The organism is Micromonospora sp. WMMD998, from assembly GCF_029581235.1.
Classification (GTDB): Bacteria; Actinomycetota; Actinomycetes; order Mycobacteriales; family Micromonosporaceae; genus Micromonospora.
The window spans coordinates 4,031,138-4,048,985 of the sequence record NZ_CP120740.1 but is presented as its reverse complement, the minus strand read 5'-3'; the positions used below and the strand labels follow the sequence as shown (position 1 = coordinate 4,048,985).

The following is a 17,848-nucleotide window of genomic DNA, read 5'->3' as shown; positions in this document are numbered from 1 at the left end:
GACCACCGAGGGAGACCGCCATGAGAAGAAGGCAACTCCTCGCCGTCGCGCTGGCCGGCGCGATGGTCACCACCACGGTCGCCGCCTGCGGCGACAGCCCCAACGCGGACAAGAAGAGCGGCCAGGCCGCGACCGTGCTGAACGTCGGCATGCCCAACGGTCCGCAGGCCGAGAACAACAACCCGTTCCTCACCACCTCGGCCGCCGCGTCGCTCGGCTACCGCTGGCAGATCTACGAGCCGCTGATGATGTGGAACCCGGTCAAGCCGGCCGAGCCGTTCAAGCCGTGGCTGGCCACCAAGGCCGAGTGGTCGGCGGACTACAAGTCGGTCACGGTGACCGTCCGGGACGACGCCACCTGGTCCGACGGGCAGAAGGTCACCGCCGAGGACGTCGCGTTCACCTACAACCTGGTCCAGAAGTTTCCGGCGCTCAACGACCAGGGGGTGCCGTACACCGGCGCGACCGCGAGCGGCAACGACGTCACGATCACCATGTCCAGCCCGCAGTTCGTCAACCAGCAGAAGGTGCTGTGGCGGGTGCCGATCGTGCCGAAGCACCTCTGGGAGAAGATCGCCGACCCGACCACCGACCCGGTGAAGCAGCCGGTCGGCAGCGGCCCCTACACGCTGAAGTCGTTCACGCCGGCCACCACCACGCTCACCGTGCGCGACAGCGGCTACTGGCAGGACGCGCCGAAGGTGAAGGAGCTGCGCTTCACCTCGTACACCGACAACAGCGCGCAGACCACGGCGCTGGCCAACGGCGAGTCGGAGTGGAGCTTCGTCTTCATCCCCAACTACCAGACCGTGTTCGTGGCCAAGGACGAGAAGAACCACAAGGTGTGGGCGCCGCCGGTGCTGGGCATCCACGGCCTCTACCTCAACACCACGAAGAAGCCGTTCGACGACCCGACGCTGCGCAAGGCGATGAACATGGTCGTCGACCGGGCGGACATCTTCACCACGGCGGAGGCCGGGTATTTCCACCCCGAGGTCAAGAGCGTCACCGGCCTGCCCAGCCCGGCCGGTGACTCGTTCATCGCGCCGGAGTACCAGGGGCAGGAGCACAAGGTCGACGTCGAGGGGGCCAAGACGCTGCTCACCGGCGCCGGCTACAAGCTCGACGGCACCACGCTCAAGGACAAGACCGGCAAGCCGGTCACGATCAAGCTGACCGACCCGGCCGGCTGGTCGGACTACCAGACCAGCCTGGAGATCGTGAAGGACAACCTGTCGAAGATCGGCATCGCGGCGACCATCGACAAGGCCAACCAGGACGCCTGGTTCCGCAACGTGGAGCAGGGCAACTTCGAGGGCACCTTCCGGTGGACCGAGAGCGGCGCGACGCCGTACGACATCTACCGGACGATCATGGACGGTCGGGTGCTCAAGCCGATCGGCACCGCCTCCCCCGCCGGCAACTTCGGCCGCTTCGACAACAAGACGGCGACCGACGCGCTCGTCTCGTACGCCAACGCGACCGACGACGCCACCCGCACCACGGCGCTCGCCACGTTGCAGAAGATCTTCGTCGAGCAGACGCCGATGATCCCGGTCGGCGCGGACAACATCGGCGGCGCGTACAGCGCGAAGAACTGGACCGGCTGGCCGGACGACTCGAACCCGTACGGCGCGCTGCAGCCCACCCAGCCCAACGCGCTGGACGTGGTGCTGCACCTCAAGCCGACCGCCGGCTGACCCGGCGTCGCCTCCCCGGCCGGCCCGCGCCGGCCGGGGAGGCGACCCCCGCCCCTCACCCCGGCAACCCCAGACAGGAATTCGGCATGACGACGACCGAGAGCGCCCCGGCGCCGGCCGACGAGGTGGTGCTGGAGGCCGTCGGCCTGACCAAGCACTTCCCCGTCCGCCGGCGGCTGCGCGACCTCCTCTCCCGGACCCCGGTGGCGGTGCACGCCGTCGACGACGTCTCGATCGCGCTGCGCCGCGGCCGGGTGACCGCGCTGGTCGGGGAGTCCGGCTCCGGCAAGTCCACGGTGGCCCGGCTGCTGGCCCAGCTCTATCCGCGCACCGCCGGCGACATCCGGCTGCACGGCGTCCCGACCCGGGTACGCGGTGGGCGCCGGTTCCGGGCGTACGTGCGCCAGGTGCAGTTGATCCTCCAGGACCCGTTCGCCTCGCTGAACCCGGTGCACACCGTGCGTTACCACCTCACCCGGTCGCTGCGCATCCACGGTAACGCCGGGTCCGGGCCGGACGAGCTGGAGAAGGCGCTTGCCGACCTGCTCACCCGGGTCAGCCTCACCCCGCCGGAGCGCTACCTCGACGCGTTCCCGCACGAACTCTCCGGCGGCCAGCGCCAGCGCGTCGCGATCGCCCGCGCGCTCGGCGCCGACCCCGAGGTGCTGCTCGCCGACGAGCCGGTCTCCATGCTCGACGTCTCGATCCGCCTCGGCGTGCTCAACCTGCTCCAGGACCTGAAGGACCGGCTCAACCTGGCCATCCTCTACATCACCCACGACATCGCCTCGGCCCGCTACTTCGCCGACGAGACGATCGTGATGTACGCCGGCCGGATGGTCGAGGGCGGCGACAGCGAGACGGTCACCCAGCGGCCGGCCCACCCGTACACCCGGTTGTTGATCGGCTCGGCGCCGGACCCGGAGCGGATCACCGGCACGGTGACCGACGGCGACGCGGCGGGCGAGCGCGGTCACGGCGAGCCGCCGAGCCTGATCCGCCCGCCCGACGGCTGCCGCTTCCACCCGCGGTGCCCGCACGCGATGCCCCGGTGCGGCACCGAGCTGCCGCCGCCGATCCCGATCGACGACCGGCCCGGGCACTGGGCGGCCTGCTGGCTGTTCGACCCGGCCGGGAAGGCCGACGCCACCGCCACGGCCGGGAGCGCCGACGCCACCGGACGGGAGGCGGCCCGATGAGGTTCCTGCTGCAACGGATGGCCTTCTACCTGTTCACCGCCTGGGCGGCGATCACCCTCAACTTCTTCATCCCACGGATCGTGCCGGGCGACCCGGTGCAGTCGCTGATCTCCCGCAACCAGGGCCGGATCAGCGCCGACTCGATCGCCTCGCTGCGGGTGCTGTTCGGGCTGGACTCCGACCGCAACCTGTGGCAGCAGTACGTCGCCTACTGGGGCCAGCTCCTGCACGGCGACCTGGGGATGTCGTTCACGTTCTTCCCGGCGCCGGTGTCCGAGGTGATCGGGAGCAGCCTGCCGTGGACGGTCGGCCTGGTCGGTGTCACCACGGTCGTCAGCTTCCTGCTCGGCACCGCGCTCGGCGTGGGCGCGGGCTGGCGGCGCGGCTCGTGGATCGACGGGCTGCTGCCGGCCACCACGTTCCTCTCCTCGATCCCCTACTTCTGGCTGGGCCTGGTCGCGATCGCGCTGTTCGCCGGGCCGGGCAGCTTCTTCCCCTCCTCCGGCGGCTACGAGCCGGGACTGGTGCCGGCGTTCGACGCCTACTTCATCCCGAGCGCGATCCAGCACAGCCTGCTGCCGGCGGCGACCATCCTGGTCTCCTCGATGAGCGGCTGGATCCTCAGCATGCGCAACATGATGGTCACCGTCGCCAGCGAGGACTACATCACCGTCGCGCACGCCAAGGGGCTCTCCGAACGGCGGGTGGCACTGAGCTACGCCGCCCGCAACGCCCTGCTGCCGAACGTCTCCGGCTTCGCGCTGTCGCTGGGCCTCATCGTCGGCGGCACGCTGCTCGTGGAGATCGTCTTCTCCTATCCGGGCCTGGGGTTCCAGCTCTTCCAGGCCGTCGGCTACAAGGACTACCCGCTCATGCAGGGCATCTTCCTGATCATCACGATCTCGGTCCTGGTGGCGAACCTGCTCGCCGACGTGGCGTACCTGCTTCTCGACCCGCGGACCCGAAAGAGCTGAGCCGATGACACTCTCCCCTTCGAGCATCGAGCAGGTCGTCCCCGGCCAGGGCGCGGTGGCGCAGCCGTCGGCCCGGGCGCGGCGACGCCGGTTCCGCTTCGTCGCCAACGGCAAGGCCGCCACCGGGCTGGCCATCCTCGGGGTGTACGCGCTGCTGGCGGTCATCGGGCCGTGGATCGCGCCGTACGACCCGGACGCGCGGAGCGCCGACGTGCTCCAGGCGCCCTCGGCCCGGCACTGGTTCGGCACCACCCACCTCGGCCAGGACATCTTCAGCCAGATCCTGGTCGGCGCGCGCAGCGTGATGGTGGTGGGGCTGATCGCCGGCGTGCTGGCCACCGTCCTGTCCATCCTCATCGGGGTGACCGCCGGCTATCTGGGCGGCGCGGCCGACGAGAGCCTGTCGGCGCTGTCGAACGTGTTCCTGGTGATCCCCGCCCTGCCGCTGATCATCATCGTGGCGTCCCTCGTCGACCAGGCCGGCGAGCTGCTGGTCGCGCTGATCATCGGGCTCACCTCGTGGGCCTGGGGCGCCCGGGTGCTGCGGGCGCAGACGCTGTCGTTGCGCCGCCGCGACTACGTCGAGGCGGCGCGCGCCACCGGCGAGCGGACGTGGCGGATCATCGGCTTCGAGATCCTGCCCAACCTGACCGCGATCATCGCCTCCGGCTTCGTCGGCACGGTGATCTTCGCGGTGATGTCGGAGATCACCCTGGCGTTCATCGGCATCTCCTCGGTGTCGTCGTGGAACTGGGGCACCATCCTGTTCTGGGCGCAGGGCCAGCAGGCGCTCGCGCAGGGCGCCTGGTGGTGGTTCGTGCCCGCCGGGTTGGCCATCGCGCTGCTCGGCACCGCGCTCGCGCTGATCAACTTCGGCATCGACGAGTTCGTCAGCCCCCGGCTGCGCACCGGCGGCCGGACCCGGATCCGCACCGCCGACGGCCGCACCGTGCGGATGCGGGTGGGCTTCACCCCGGTGCTGGCCCCGGCGGCGGCCCCCGTCGAGATGCGGGACACCCGGAAGGACGTTGAGCCGTGAGCGCGAGGAGCGCAGCGCAGCGGAGCCCCGCAGTCGCGAACGAAAGGAGGGCTCGATGAGCGACCAGGTGCTGGAGATCCGTGGGCTGTGCGTCGACTACGGCGTCGGCGCGGACGCGGTGCACGCGGTCCGCGACGTCGACCTGACGCTGCACCGGGGCGAGGTGCTCGGCCTGGCCGGGGAGAGCGGCAGCGGCAAGTCCACCCTGGCGTACGGGCTGACCCGGCTGCTGCCCCCGCCGGGCGTGGTCCGCGGCGGCCAGGTGATCTACCACCCGGCCGACGGCCCGCCGGTGGACGTGCTGACGCTCAGCCCGGCCCGGCTGCGCGAGTTCCGCTGGGCGGAGACGTCGATCGTGTTCCAGGGCGCGATGAACTCGCTCAACCCGGTGCACAAGGTCTCCACCCAGCTCCTCGACGTGATCAAGGCGCACGAGCCGGGGAGCACCGCGTCCGGCCGGATGGCCCGCGCCAGGGATCTGCTGCGGCTGGTCGGCATCGCCGCCGACCGGCTGGACAGCTATCCGCACCAGCTCTCCGGCGGCATGCGGCAACGGGTCATGATCGCCATGGCGCTGGCGCTGGAGCCGCAACTGGTCATCATGGACGAGCCGACCACCGCACTGGACGTGGTGATGCAACGGCAGATCCTCAGCCAGCTCGCCGAGCTGCGCGAACGGCTCGGCTTCGCGGTGCTGTTCATCACCCACGACCTGTCGCTGCTGGTGGAGTTCTCCGACCGGATCGCCATCATGTACGGCGGTCGGATCGTCGAGGAGGCGCCCGCCGCCCGGCTGTACGCCGAGCCGCTGCACCCGTACACCGACGGGTTGCTGCACTCGTTCCCGGCGCTGCACGGGCCGCGCCGCGAGCTGACCGGCATCCCCGGTTCCCCGCCGGACCTGCGTGCCATGCCGACCGGCTGCGCGTTCCACCCGCGCTGCCCGAAGGCGTTCGACGGATGCGACGAGCGGGTGCCGGTGCTGGGGCCGCCCGGCGTCGGCGATCCGACGCGGGCCGTCGCGTGCTGGCTGCACCCGGCCGTCGCACCCCTGCCCCGCTGACCCGCCCGAGCCCACCGCTACCGCGAGGAGAACCATGGACACCGACCTCAACCGCCCGAGTGTGGATCAGGCCGACCCGATCGACACGCTGCCGCCGACCTTCCGGTGGGGGGTGGCGACGTCGTCGTACCAGATCGAGGGCGCGGTGGCCGAGGACGGCCGCACCGCGTCCATCTGGGACACCTTCTGCCGGGTTCCGGGGGCGGTGGCCAACGGCGACCACGGCGACGTGGCCTGCGACCACTACCACCGAATGCCGCAGGACGTGGCGCTCATCGCCGACCTGGGGCTGGACACCTACCGCTTCTCGGTGGCGTGGCCGCGGGTGCAGCCGGGCGGGCGCGGCCCGGCCAACGCGGCCGGGCTGGGCTTCTACGACCGGCTGGTGGACGAGCTGCTCGGGCGGGGCGTCGACCCGTGGGTGACGCTCTATCACTGGGACCTGCCGCAGGAGCTGGAGGACGCGGGCGGCTGGCCGAACCGGGACACCGCCCACCGCTTCGCCGACTACGCGGAGCTGGTCTTCGCCGCGCTCGGCGACCGGGTACGCACCTGGACCACGCTCAACGAGCCGTGGTGCTCGGCGATGCTCGGGTACGCCTACGGCAACCACGCCCCGGGCCGGCGGGACCTGGGCGACGGCATCGCGGCGGCGCACCACCTGCTGCTCGGGCACGGCCTGGCCACCCAGCGGCTGCGCGCGGCGGCGTCGGGGCCGATCGAGCTGGGCCTGACCGTCAACCTGTCCACCGCCGACCCGGCCACCGACAGCGCGGCGGACCGGGACGCGGCCCGGGCGGCGGACGGGCTGGGCAACCGCCTCTACCTGGACCCGGTGCTGCGCGGCGCGTACCCGCAGGACGTGGTGGCGGACCTGGCCGCCGAGGGGGTCCGGATTCCCGTCGAGGACGGTGACCTGGCGGTGATCGCCACCCCGATCGACGTGCTCGGGGTGAACTACTACTTCGGGCAGGTGCACTCCGGGGTGGACGAGCAGGGCCGCGAGCGCGACGACGACGGCAGGCCGGTGCGCCGGGTGGTCCGCCGGGACCTGCCACGCACCGCGATGGACTGGGAGATCGTGCCGGATTCCTTCACCGACCTGCTGGTGCGGCTGCACCGCGACTACCCGGGCGTGCCCATGGTGATCACCGAGAACGGCGCGGCGTTCGACGACCGGCCGGACGCCGACGGGTTCGTGGCCGACGACGACCGGGTGGCCTACCTGACCGAGCACCTGCGGGCGGTGGCCCGGGCCCGGCAGGCCGGCGCGGACGTGCGCGGCTACTTCGCCTGGTCGCTGCTCGACAACTTCGAGTGGGCGTACGGCTACGACAAGCGGTTCGGCATCATCCGGGTCGACTACGACTCGCAGCGCCGCACCCCGAAGCGCAGCGCGCTGTGGTATCGCGACACGGTCCGGCGGGTGCGCGGGCAGCGCTGACCCGACCGTCCGGGGCGGCTGCGCGGGAGCTTCCCGGGTGGCCGCCCCGGCACGCCTCCGATCCGGCACGACCACTTTTTTCATTTCTTGACACAAGCAGGGAAGAACGGTTGTCTCATTCGCGGATGTCGATTCACCGGAAGGAGCATCCGTGTCCCCCACCACCGTTCCCCGCCTCGCCGGCCGCGTCGCCCTGACGCTCTGCCTCACCGCCGGCGCCCTCGTTCCCACCACCGCGGCCCACGCCGCCGGCGAGACCGTCAACATCTGGCTCACCACCACCTCCGACGCCGGCGGCCGGACCGTCACCCGGGGGCTGCAACAGCAGAGCCCGGTGAGCTTCGCCCCCACCAGCGCCGGCGCCACCCACACCATCACCGTCGACGAGAACACCCGCTACCAGCCGTTCGAGGGCGCCGGCGCGTCCATCACCGACACCACCGCCCACCTGCTGCGCGGCGGCGCGGTCAGCGCCACCACCCGGGACGCGGTGATGCGTAAGCTGTTCAGCCCGACCGACGGCATCGGCCTGTCGTTCGTGCGCAACCCGATCGGCGCGTCCGACCTGTCCCGCCCCGGCAACGTCTCCCTCGACGACACCTGCTGCGACCTCAACGACTTCGGGGCGAACGGCTACGACACGAACGTCGAGCTGCTCACCGCGCAGGCCCGCCAGCTCAACCCGGCGCTGCGGGTGATGGTGGTGCCGTGGAGCGCGCCCGGCTGGATGAAGGACAACGGCCGGATGGACCAGATGGGCTGGCTGAAGTGGGAGTACTACGCCACCTACGCGCAGTACTTCGTCAAGACCATCCAGGCGTACGCGGCGCGCGGCGTGAAGGTCGACTACCTGTCGGTGCAGAACGAGCCGAACTGCTGCCAGTCCGGCAACCCCACCGCGATGGACTACCCGGGGATGAGCTGGAACTCCTCCGGCCTGGCCGAGCTGACCAAGAACTTCGTCTACCCGGCGTTCCGGGCCGCCGGCATCACCACCAAGGTGCTCGTGCACGACTGGAACTACGGCGACTACGCCACCATGGGCGCCGGGTTGCTCGGCGACTCCGGCGTCCGCAACGACCCGCTCTTCGGCGGCATCGCCTGGCACGGCTACTTCGGCGACCCGGCCGTCGGCAGTCAGGTCCGCGGCCAGTATCCGGAGGTGCCGCAGTTCAGCACCGAGCACTCCGGCGGCACCTGGATCACCAACCAACACAACGAGGACATGGCCGACATCGTCACCTACGCCCGGAACTGGAGCCGCAGCGTGGTGAAGTGGAGCCTCGCGGTCAACCAGAACATGGGCCCGCACAACGGCGGGTGCGGCACCTGCACCGGCCTGATCACCGTGCAGGAGGGCGGCGCCCGGGCCGGCCAGGTCGACTACACCGTCGAGTACTACACCACCGGGCACCTGACCAAGTTCGTCCGGCCCGGCGCGACCCGGATCGACTCCACCGCCAACGGCACCGTGCCGAACGTCGCCTACCGCAACCCGGACGGCTCCAAGGCGCTGCTCGCGCACAACGGCGGCACCTCGGCGCAGTCGGTGAAGGTGGTGTGGGGCGGACAGTCCTTCACCTACACGCTGCCGGCCCGCACCACCGCCACGTTCACCTGGTCCGGCACCCCGTCCGGCGGCGGCCCGACGCCGACCGGCCCGGTCATCGGCATCGGCGGCAAGTGCCTGGACGTCACCGACAACGCCAGCGCCGACGGCACGCCGGCGCAGATCTGGAGCTGCACCGGCGGGACCAACCAGCGCTGGACCCGGGCCGCCGACGGCACGCTGCGCGCGCTCGGCAAGTGCCTGGACGTGGCCGGCGGGGGCACCGCCGACGGCACGAAGGTGCAGTTGTGGACCTGCAACGGCACCGCCGCCCAGCAGTGGACCTGGACCGCCGGCCGGGACCTGGTCAACCCGCAGGCCGACAAGTGCCTCGACGTCACCGGCAACACCTCCGCCGACGGGACGAAGACGCAGATCTGGAGCTGTACCGGCGGCGCCAACCAGAAGTGGACGCTGCCGTCCTGAGCCGAAGGGTCGGGCCGGCCGCCGCGCCGGCCCGACCGCTCAGCGGCGGTTCGGCCGCCGCGCGGGCGCGGGGCGGACCGCCGGTTCGCGGGGCACGCCGCCGTCGCGCAGCAGGCGGGTCATCGGCAGGGTGGCCGCGCCCATCGCGACCGCGTCCGGTCCGAGCCGGCACAGCTCGATCGAGGTCTGCGCGTACGGCTGGCGCAGCGCGTGCCGCGCGGTGGCCTCGCGGATCGCCGGCAGGTGCCGCTCGCCGAGCGCCAGCCCGGCCCAGCCGCCGAGCACCACCCGCTCCGGGTTGAACAGGTTCACCAGGTTCGCGACGCCGGCGCCCAGGTAGCCGACCGTCTCGTCGATCACCTTCGCGGCGGTGCGGCCGGTGGCGCGCAGCAGCTCGCCGAACGCGGTCTCCTCGTCCCCGCCGGCCGCCGGTCGACCCCGGTTGGCCTGCCGGAACCGGTCGAGCACCCCCTCCGCCCCGACGTACGCCTCCAGGCAGCCGAGGTTGCCGCAGCGGCAGCGCCGCCCGCCGTACACGATGGTGGTGTGGCCCCACTCGCCGGCGCTGCTGTGCGCGCCGCGGTAGCCGACGCCGTCGGCGACCACGGAGGCGCCCACGCCGGAGCCGACCAGGGCGACCACCGCGTGCCGGACGCCCCGACCGGCGCCGAACCACATCTCGGCCTGGCCGAGCGTCTTGGCGCCGTTGTCGACGTGCACCGGGACGTCGGTGCCGGCGCGCAGCATCGCGCCGAGCGGGACGCCGTCCCAGCCGAGGGTCTGGGCGTGCACCACGGCGTCGGCGGTGCGCTCGACCGTGCCGGCGACGGCCACGCCGAAGCCGAGCACCGCGGCCGGGTCGACGCCGGACTGCTCGGTCACCGCGGCGAGGCCGTGCCGCAGGTGGTCGGCGACCCGCGCGGGGTCGGGCTCGGCAGCGGCGATCGGGTACTCCGCCTTGGCCAGCGCGGTCATGCTCAGGTCGAACAGCTCGACCTGCACCCGGGTCTCGCCCACGTCGGCGCCGACCAGGTAGCCGTAGCCGGGGGCGACGCGCAGCAGCACCCGGGGGCGCCCGCCGTCGGACTCGACCGAGCCGGCCTCCTCGACCAGCCCTTCGGCGATCATCTCGCCGACCAGGTTGCTCACGCTGGCCAGGCTCAGCGCGGTCGACTGCCCCAGTTCGTGCCGGCTGAGCGGGCCGTCCAGCCAGATCCGGGTGAGCAGAACCGACCGGTTGGCCCGGCGCATGTCGCGCACCGTGGTGCGTCTGGCGTCCACGTCCGCCGCCGTCCTTCCCCGGTCGCCCGCCGGCGACCTGCATTCACGTCGTGAACCAAGTGGTGACAGACTACTGCGCATTTACATTTAACAAAGTTAACTGATAGCCTGCGGCGCATCGACGAGGAGGTATGCCATGCGACTCGGACGTCTGATCACCGCCGTGCTCGGTGGCGGCGCGCTGCTCGCCGCCACCGTCGCCCTGCCGGCCGCCAGCGGCGGGGCGACCGCGCGCGGCGCGCTCGTGGCCTGCGACGCGCCGGCCTGGGCCGAGGGCGTCACCTGGACCGCCGGCAGCCGGGCCAGCTACGCCGGCCGGCTCTACCAGGCGTTGGTGACGCACACCCCGCCGCCCGGCGCGGGATGGAACCCGGCCGCCGTACCGGCGCTCTGGACCGACCTCGGCGCCTGCACCGGCGGCGGCACCCCGTCACCCAGCCCCACCACCCGGCCGCCGTCACCCACCCCCACCGCGTCCCCCACCCCGACCCGGACGCCCACGCCGACCCCGACCGCCACCGGCGGCGGCACCTGCGCGCCGAAGTCCCGGCCGACCGGGAAGGTGCTCCAGGGCTACTGGGAGAACTGGGACGGCGCGGCCAACGGCGTGCACCCCGGGCTCGGCTGGATCCCGATCACCGACGCCCGGATCACCGGGCACGGCTACAACGTGGTCACCGCCGCGTTCCCGGTCATCCGCGCCGACGGCACCGTGCTCTGGGAGGACGGCATGGACGCCGGCGTCCGGGTGCCCACCCCGGCTCAGGTGTGCCAGGCCAAGGCCGCCGGGCTGACCGTGCTGCTGTCCATCGGCGGGGCCGCCGCCGGCATCGACCTCAGCTCCGCCACGGTCGCCGACCGGTTCGTCGCCACCGTCGTGCCGATCCTCAAGCGGCACAACTTCGACGGCATCGACATCGACATCGAGACCGGGCTCACCGGCAGCGGGAACATCAACCAGCTCTCGCCGTCGCAGGCCAACCTGATCCGGATCATCGACGGGGTGCTGGCCCAGATGCCGGCCGGCTTCGGGCTCACCATGGCCCCGGAGACCGCGTACGTCACCGGCGGCAGCGTCACCTACGGCTCGATCTGGGGCGCGTACCTGCCGATCGTCAAGAAGTACGCCGACAACGGCCGGCTCTGGTGGCTGAACATGCAGTACTACAACGGCTCGATGTACGGCTGCGCCGGCGACTCGTACCCGGCGGGCACCGTGCAGGGCTTCACGGTGCAGACGCAGTGCCTGCACAACGGGCTCACCGTCCAGGGCACCACGATCCGCGTCCCCTACGACAAACAGGTCCCCGGTCTGCCGGCGCAGTCCGGCGCGGGCGGCGGATACCTGAGCCCGTCGTCGGTGGGCCAGGCGTACCGCTCCGTCCCCGGCCTCAAGGGGCTGATGACCTGGTCGATCAACTGGGACGGGTCGAAGGGCTGGACGTTCGGCGACAACGTCCGCGCGCTCCAGGGCCGCTGAGACCGTGGGGCTCCGCGCGGCGCGCGGGGCCCCACCCCTGGCGCCGCGCCGCGCATCCTGCGAGGCTTGCTCTCGTGTACGACTACGACCTGCTGGTGCTGGGATCAGGACCGAGTGGACAGAAGGCGGCCATCGCCGCGGCCAAGCTGGGCCGACGGGTGGCCATCGTCGACCGGCGCGACATGCTCGGCGGGGTGTGCATCAACACCGGCACCGTGCCGTCCAAGACGCTGCGCGAGGCCGTCCTCTACCTGACCGGGCTGAGCCAGCGTGACCTCTACGGCAGCAGCTACCGGGTCAAGGAGGACATCACGGTCGCCGACCTGGCCGCCCGCACCCAACACGTGATCACCCGGCAGACCGACGTCATCCGCAACCAACTGGCCCGCAACCGGATCGCGATGATCACCGGCACCGGGCGGTTCGCCGACCCGCACGCGGTCTGGGTCGACGCCGGCTCCGGCCGGGAGACCCGGATCAGCTTCGACAAGGCGGTCATCGCCGCCGGCACCCGGCCCGCCCGCCCGGACAGCGTCGACTTCGACGACCGGACCATCGTGGACTCCGACGGCGTGATCAACCTCCAGGCCGTGCCGCGCAGCATGGTGGTGGTCGGCGCCGGCGTGATCGGGATGGAGTACGCCTCGATGTTCGCCGCGCTCGGCACGAAGGTGACCGTGGTCGAGCGCCGCGACGGGATGCTCGACTTCTGCGACGACGAGATCGTCGAGTCCCTCAAGTACCACCTGCGGGACCTGTCGGTGACCTTCCGCTTCGGCGAGGAGGTGGCCGCGGTGGAGAAGCACCGCACCGCCGCGCTCTGCGTGCTGCGCAGCGGAAAGAAGATCGTCGCCGACACGGTGATGTACTCCGCCGGCCGGCAGGGGCAGACCGACGACCTCGCGCTGGAGGCGGCCGGGCTCACCGCCGACCACCGCGGCCGGATCGAGGTCGACGCCAACTACCGCACCGCGGTCGACACCATCTACGCCGTCGGCGACGTCATCGGGTTCCCGGCGCTCGCGTCCACCTCGATGGAACAGGGCCGGCTGGCCGCGCAGCACGCCTGCGGCGAACCGGCCCGCACCATGTCGGAGCTGCAACCGATCGGCATCTACACCATCCCGGAGATCAGCTTCGTCGGGAAGACCGAGGACGAGCTGACCGAGGCGTCCACCCCGTTCGAGGTGGGCGTCGCCCGCTACCGGGAACTCGCCCGGGGGCAGATCGTCGGCGACTCGTACGGCATGCTCAAACTGCTCGTCTCCCCGGACGACGGGCGGCTGCTCGGGGTGCACGTGTTCGGCACCGGCGCCACCGAGATCGTCCACATCGGGCAGGCCGTGATGGGCTGCGGCGGCACCGTCGACTACCTGCTCGACGCGGTGTTCAACTATCCGACGCTCGCCGAGGCGTACAAGGTGGCGGCGCTCGACGCCGCCAACAAGATCCGCAACATCACCCGAATCGACGGCTGAACGCCGCACGCGGGGTCCGATGGTCAGATGGCGAATCCCCCCGATTTCACAGATCTTGGACTTGTGGCACCTCACAAAAGGGGCGCAAAACGCAAACCATGGCACCACAAGTCCAAGATCGACGGGGCGGGGGGCGGGGCGGGGCGGCCGGGGCGGGGGTCAGCGGCCCGCGGCGTAGCCCTGGGCGCCGCGGGGGTTGGCGGCGGCGGACAGGACGCCGGTGCGTGGGTCGCGGGTGACCGCGCACAGGCGGCCCAGGCTCCACGGGCCGGAACGGCGGACGGTGTGCCCCCGCGCGCCCAGCGCGGCCAGCACGTCCGGGTCGATCCGGTCCTCCACCACCAGCACGCCCGGCTCGATCTCGCGGGGGTAGAACGACGCCGGCAGGCTCGTGGTGTGCCACGCCGGGGCGTCGATCGCCTCCTGCAACTCCAACCCGCCGGCCAGGTGGCGCAGCAGGAACAACAACTGCCACTGGTCCTGCTGGTCACCGCCGGGCGTGCCGCAGGCCAGCACCGGCTCGCCGTCGCGCAGCACGAGCGTCGGGCTCAACGTCGTACGCGGACGCCGGCCCGGCCGCAACGTCGAGGCGAGCCCCTCCTCCAGCCAGCACATCTGCAACCGGCTGCCCAGGGGGAAGCCCAGCTCCGGGATGACCGGCGAACTCTGCAACCACCCGCCGCTCGGCGTGGCCGAGATGATGTTGCCCCACCGGTCGACCACGTCGACGTGGCAGGTGTCGCCGCGGGTCACCCCGTCCGCCCGGACCGTGGGCTCGCCCGTGGTCGGGTCCGGCGGGCCGGCCCGCCGGGCGGCGTCGGCGTGCAGGTGTGCCGGCAGTCGCGGCGACGCGACCGCCGGGCGGCCCGGGCGTAACGCGGTCGAGGCCCGGTCACCGACAAGCGCGGCCCGCTCCCGCGCGTACGCCGGCGACAGCAGCGCCCCGCCCGGCACGTCGGTGTCGCCGTACCACGCCTCCCGGTCGGCGAAGGCGAGCTTGAGCGCCTCGGCCTGGGCGTGCATCCCGTCCACGGTGGACGGATCGAGCGCCGCGGGGTCGTCGAGCGCGTCGAGCGTCGCAAGCGTCTGCAACAGCACCGGCCCCTGGCCCCAGAAGCCGGTCTTCGCCACCGTGTGCCCGCGCCAGTCGAGCGTGACCGGCTCCTCCCAGGTGGCCGACCAGCCGGCCAGGTCGTCGCCGGTGACCAGCCCGGCGTGCGCCCGGCCGCTGGAGTCGCGGAACGGAAGACGGCTGAACCGGTCGACCGCCTCGGCGACGAAACCCTCCCGCCAGGCGCGCCGGGCCGCCTCGATCTGCGCGGTCCGGTCCGCCCCGGCCGCCCGACCGGCGTCGACGAGCCGGCGCAGCGTCCGCGCGTACGCCGGGTTGGTGACCATCTCCCCCGGCGCGGGTGGGCGGCCGTGGCGCAGCCAGAGCTGCGCGGAGGTCGGCCAGTGCTCGGTGAACAGCGCCCGGACCCGGTCGATGGTCTGCCCGGCGGCGCCGACGAGCGGGTGGCCGGCGGCGGCGTAGCCGATCGCCGGCGCCAGCACCTCGTCGAGGGAACGGGTGCCGTGGTCGCGCAGCAACAGCAGCCAGGCGTCCACCGCGCCGGGCACCACCGCGGCCAGCGGGCCGGAGCCGGGCACCAGGTCCAGACCGAGCGACCGGAAGTGCGCGACGGTGGCGCCGGCCGGCGCCGGGCCCTGGCCGCAGAGCACCCTCGGCGTGGGATCGCCGGCCGTGGCCAGCACCGCCGGCACCTCACCGGCGGGACCGTTGAGGTGCGGCTCGACCACGTGCAGCACGAACCCGGCGGCGACCGCGGCGTCGAAGGCGTTCCCGCCCCGCTCCAGCACGCCCATCGCCGACTGGCTGGCCAGCCAGTGCGTCGAGGAGACCATGCCGAACGTGCCGCGCAGCGTCGGCCGGGTGGTGAACGTCATCGGCGGCTCCTGCGTGCGACGGCGGCCCGGTGAGCCTACGCCGTGCCGGCGGCGGGCTCGCCCGCGTCGCGGGCCTCGCCGGTGGCGCGCGCCGCCGGCCCGTCGGCCGGGTGCCGCTCGCCGTCGAGCGGGAACAGGCAGGCCGCGTGGTGGTCGGCGGCGACCTCGGCCAGCGCCGGGTCGGTCTCGGCGCACTCCGGGCGGACCTGCGGGCAGCGGGTCCGGAAGCGGCAGCCGCTGGGCGGGTCCACCGGACTGGGGATGTCGCCGGAGAGCACGATGCGGCGGCGTTCCCGCTCGACCCGCGGATCCGCCACCGGCACCGCCGACAGCAACGCGGCCGTGTACGGGTGGGCCGGCTGCCGGTAGATGCGCTCCGGCGGGCCGGTCTCGACGATGCGACCGAGGTACATCACCGCGATCCGGTCGCTCATGTGCTCCACCGCGGACAGGTCGTGCGCGATGAACAGGTAGGTCAGCCCGAGGTCGCGTTGCAGGTGCCGGAGCAGGTTCATGATCTGCGCCTGCACGCTCAGGTCGAGCGAGGCGATCGGCTCGTCCAGGACGATCAGGTCCGGCTCGCCGGCCAGCGCGCGGGCCACCCCGACCCGTTGGCGCTGGCCACCGGACAGCTCGTGCGGATGCCGGCCGGCGGTGTCGGCGCGCAGGCCGACCAGGTCCAGCAGCTCGGCCACCCGGTCCCGGCGGGCGGCGGCGGACGACGCCAGCCGGTGCACGGTCAGCGGCTCGGCGATGCTGTCCCCGACCGTGCGACGCGGATCCAGCGACGCCTGCGGGTCCTGGAAGACCATGGCCACGTGCCGGCGCATGCCGCGCAGGCGTCGCCGGGACAGGCGGGTCACGTCCGTGCCGGCCACCCGGACCCGCCCGGCGGTCGGGTCGACAAGTCGCAGCAGCGCCAGGCCGGCCGTCGACTTGCCGCTGCCCGACTCGCCTACCAGGCCGAGCGTCTCGCCCCGGCGTACCGCCAGGGTGACGCCGTCCACGGCGCGGACCAGGCCCGCCGGGGTCGGGAAGTGCACCGCCAGGTCGTCCAGCTCGGCCACCACGTCCGCGGCTGTCATGGCGTCTCTCCCGGGTAGAAGGTGCGGACGGTGTGCCCGGCCCCGACCGGCGTCAGCGGGGGCAGCTCGTGCTCGCACCGGGGGTCCGCGCGCACCGGGCAGCGCGGCCAGAACGCGCAACCGGGTGGCAGGTCGAGCGGGCTCGGCGGGGCGCCCGGGATGGCCACCAGATCCTCACCCCGCCGGTCCGGGTCCGGCCGGGCCGCGAGCAGGGCCCGGGTGTACGGGTGGCCCGGCGCGTCGAACACGTCGTCGACCGGGCCCTGCTCGACGATCCGCCCGCCGTACATCACCGCGACGGTGTCCGCGATGCCGGCGACCACGCCCAGGTCGTGGGTGACCCAGACGACCGCGGTGCCGAGCCGCCGTTGCAGGTCGGCGACCAGCTCGACGATCTGCGCCTGGGTGGTCACGTCGAGCGCGGTGGTCGGCTCGTCGGCGATCAGCAGGTCCGGCTCGCAGGCAAGCGCCATGGCGATGACGACGCGCTGGCGCATGCCGCCGGAGAACTGGTGCGGGAAGGCGTCCACCCGCTGCGCGGCGGACGGGATGCCCACCAGGTCGAGCAGCTCCACCGCCCGGGCCCGGGCGGCACGTCGGGTCAGCCCCAGGTGCTCCTCGGCCGCCTCGGTGACCTGCCGGCCCACCGGCAGCACCGGGTTGAGCGACGTCATCGGGTCCTGGAACACGAACCCGACGTGCCGGCCGCGCAGCTTGCGCCGGCGGTCGTCGGGCAGCGCGCTCAACTCGGTGTCGAGCAGCCGCACCCGGCCGGTGACCGTCGCGGCGCGCGGCGCGAGGCCGGTGGCCGCGAGCAGCGTCATGCTCTTGCCGCTGCCGGACTCGCCGACGAGCGCGAACGTCTCCCCGGCGCGGACCTGCCAGGACACCCCGGCCACCGCGCGGGCCGGCCCGCGCCGGGTGCCGACGGTGACGGTGAGGTCCTCGACCGAGAACACGGCCTCGTCGCTGCTGTGCTGGCTGGGCATGCGCTCGTGGCCCTCGCTTCGCTCGGTGCGCTCGCTCATGCGGTGCTGGCTGGGCATGCGCTCGTGGCCCTCGCTTCGCTCGGTGCGCTCGCTCATGCGGTGCTGGCTGGGCATGCGCTCGTGGCCCTCGCTTC

The 17,848-nt window shown here is 72.8% G+C and carries 13 protein-coding genes; 9 read left to right on the top strand and 4 right to left on the bottom strand.

Features of this window, described 5'->3' with window-relative positions; translation table 11 throughout:
* Nucleotides 1-20 precede the first annotated feature (20 nt).
* The 7 genes from O7619_RS18415 (at nt 21) to O7619_RS18385 (ending at nt 9,454) form a co-directional block, all read left to right on the top strand.
* Nucleotides 21-1,700: an ABC transporter substrate-binding protein gene (locus O7619_RS18415; RefSeq protein ID WP_282282230.1), complete on the top strand. Its 1,680-nt coding sequence runs from the start codon at nt 21-23 to the stop codon at nt 1,698-1,700.
* Between the two features lie 86 nt (nt 1,701-1,786).
* On the top strand, nt 1,787-2,899 hold the full coding sequence (locus O7619_RS18410) for an ABC transporter ATP-binding protein (RefSeq protein WP_282282229.1): 1,113 nt from the start codon (nt 1,787-1,789) through the stop codon (nt 2,897-2,899).
* Complete coding sequence (locus tag O7619_RS18405) at nt 2,896-3,873, top strand: ABC transporter permease (RefSeq protein ID WP_282282228.1); 978 nt, start codon at nt 2,896-2,898, stop codon at nt 3,871-3,873. The genes O7619_RS18410 and O7619_RS18405 overlap by 4 nt, the downstream gene beginning before the upstream one ends.
* Nucleotides 3,874-3,877: 4 nt before the next feature.
* On the top strand, nt 3,878-4,912 hold the full coding sequence (locus O7619_RS18400; protein WP_282282227.1) for an ABC transporter permease: 1,035 nt from the start codon (nt 3,878-3,880) through the stop codon (nt 4,910-4,912).
* A 55-nt stretch (nt 4,913-4,967) separates the two neighbouring features.
* Nucleotides 4,968-5,975 (top strand): ABC transporter ATP-binding protein, encoded by a 1,008-nt coding sequence (locus tag O7619_RS18395; RefSeq protein WP_282282226.1) that lies wholly within the window; start codon nt 4,968-4,970, stop codon nt 5,973-5,975.
* Between the two features lie 34 nt (nt 5,976-6,009).
* On the top strand, nt 6,010-7,419 hold the full coding sequence (locus O7619_RS18390; RefSeq protein ID WP_282282224.1) for a GH1 family beta-glucosidase: 1,410 nt from the start codon (nt 6,010-6,012) through the stop codon (nt 7,417-7,419).
* Nucleotides 7,420-7,570: 151 nt separating this feature from the next.
* Nucleotides 7,571-9,454, top strand: coding sequence for a ricin-type beta-trefoil lectin domain protein (locus O7619_RS18385; RefSeq protein WP_282282222.1), 1,884 nt, complete (start codon nt 7,571-7,573; stop codon nt 9,452-9,454).
* A 39-nt stretch (nt 9,455-9,493) separates the two neighbouring features.
* On the opposite strand, the gene O7619_RS18380 is transcribed toward O7619_RS18385, so the two are convergent.
* Nucleotides 9,494-10,735, bottom strand: a complete 1,242-nt coding sequence (locus tag O7619_RS18380; RefSeq protein ID WP_282282220.1) for an ROK family transcriptional regulator — start codon at nt 10,733-10,735, stop codon at nt 9,494-9,496.
* Between the two features lie 136 nt (nt 10,736-10,871).
* Here O7619_RS18380 and O7619_RS18375 point away from each other — a divergent pair, with 136 nt between their 5' ends.
* Nucleotides 10,872-12,215 (top strand): glycosyl hydrolase family 18 protein, encoded by a 1,344-nt coding sequence (locus O7619_RS18375; protein WP_282282218.1) that lies wholly within the window; start codon nt 10,872-10,874, stop codon nt 12,213-12,215.
* Nucleotides 12,216-12,289: 74 nt separating this feature from the next.
* Nucleotides 12,290-13,693, top strand: coding sequence for a Si-specific NAD(P)(+) transhydrogenase (gene sthA, locus O7619_RS18370; RefSeq protein WP_282282216.1), 1,404 nt, complete (start codon nt 12,290-12,292; stop codon nt 13,691-13,693).
* Nucleotides 13,694-13,852: 159 nt separating this feature from the next.
* Here sthA and O7619_RS18365 read toward each other — a convergent pair whose 3' ends face one another.
* From O7619_RS18365 to O7619_RS18355, 3 genes are read right to left on the bottom strand one after another with little or no spacing between them, the layout of a single operon-like run.
* On the bottom strand, nt 13,853-15,640 hold the full coding sequence (locus tag O7619_RS18365) for a gamma-glutamyltransferase family protein (protein WP_282282214.1): 1,788 nt from the start codon (nt 15,638-15,640) through the stop codon (nt 13,853-13,855).
* Between the two features lie 35 nt (nt 15,641-15,675).
* Nucleotides 15,676-16,725, bottom strand: a complete 1,050-nt coding sequence (locus tag O7619_RS18360; protein WP_282282212.1) for an ABC transporter ATP-binding protein — start codon at nt 16,723-16,725, stop codon at nt 15,676-15,678.
* Nucleotides 16,722-17,753: an ABC transporter ATP-binding protein gene (locus O7619_RS18355; protein ID WP_282288870.1), complete on the bottom strand. Its 1,032-nt coding sequence runs from the start codon at nt 17,751-17,753 to the stop codon at nt 16,722-16,724. Before O7619_RS18355 ends, O7619_RS18360 begins: the two co-directional genes overlap by 4 nt.
* Nucleotides 17,754-17,848: the final 95 nt, after the last annotated feature.

Excerpts from the sequence above, each read along its gene's own strand:
- O7619_RS18415 (WP_282282230.1), top strand. The coding sequence starts at position 21 with ATGAGAAGAAGGCAACTCCTCGCCGTCGCGCTGGCCGGCGCGATGGTC.
- O7619_RS18410 (WP_282282229.1), top strand. The coding sequence starts at position 1,787 with ATGACGACGACCGAGAGCGCCCCGGCGCCGGCCGACGAGGTGGTGCTG.
- O7619_RS18405 (WP_282282228.1), top strand. The coding sequence starts at position 2,896 with ATGAGGTTCCTGCTGCAACGGATGGCCTTCTACCTGTTCACCGCCTGG.
- O7619_RS18400 (WP_282282227.1), top strand. The coding sequence starts at position 3,878 with ATGACACTCTCCCCTTCGAGCATCGAGCAGGTCGTCCCCGGCCAGGGC.
- O7619_RS18395 (WP_282282226.1), top strand. The coding sequence starts at position 4,968 with ATGAGCGACCAGGTGCTGGAGATCCGTGGGCTGTGCGTCGACTACGGC.
- O7619_RS18390 (WP_282282224.1), top strand. The coding sequence starts at position 6,010 with ATGGACACCGACCTCAACCGCCCGAGTGTGGATCAGGCCGACCCGATC.
- O7619_RS18375 (WP_282282218.1), top strand. The coding sequence starts at position 10,872 with ATGCGACTCGGACGTCTGATCACCGCCGTGCTCGGTGGCGGCGCGCTG.
- O7619_RS18365 (WP_282282214.1), bottom strand. The coding sequence starts at position 15,640 with ATGACGTTCACCACCCGGCCGACGCTGCGCGGCACGTTCGGCATGGTC.
- O7619_RS18360 (WP_282282212.1), bottom strand. The coding sequence starts at position 16,725 with ATGACAGCCGCGGACGTGGTGGCCGAGCTGGACGACCTGGCGGTGCAC.
- O7619_RS18355 (WP_282288870.1), bottom strand. The coding sequence starts at position 17,753 with ATGAGCGAGCGCACCGAGCGAAGCGAGGGCCACGAGCGCATGCCCAGC.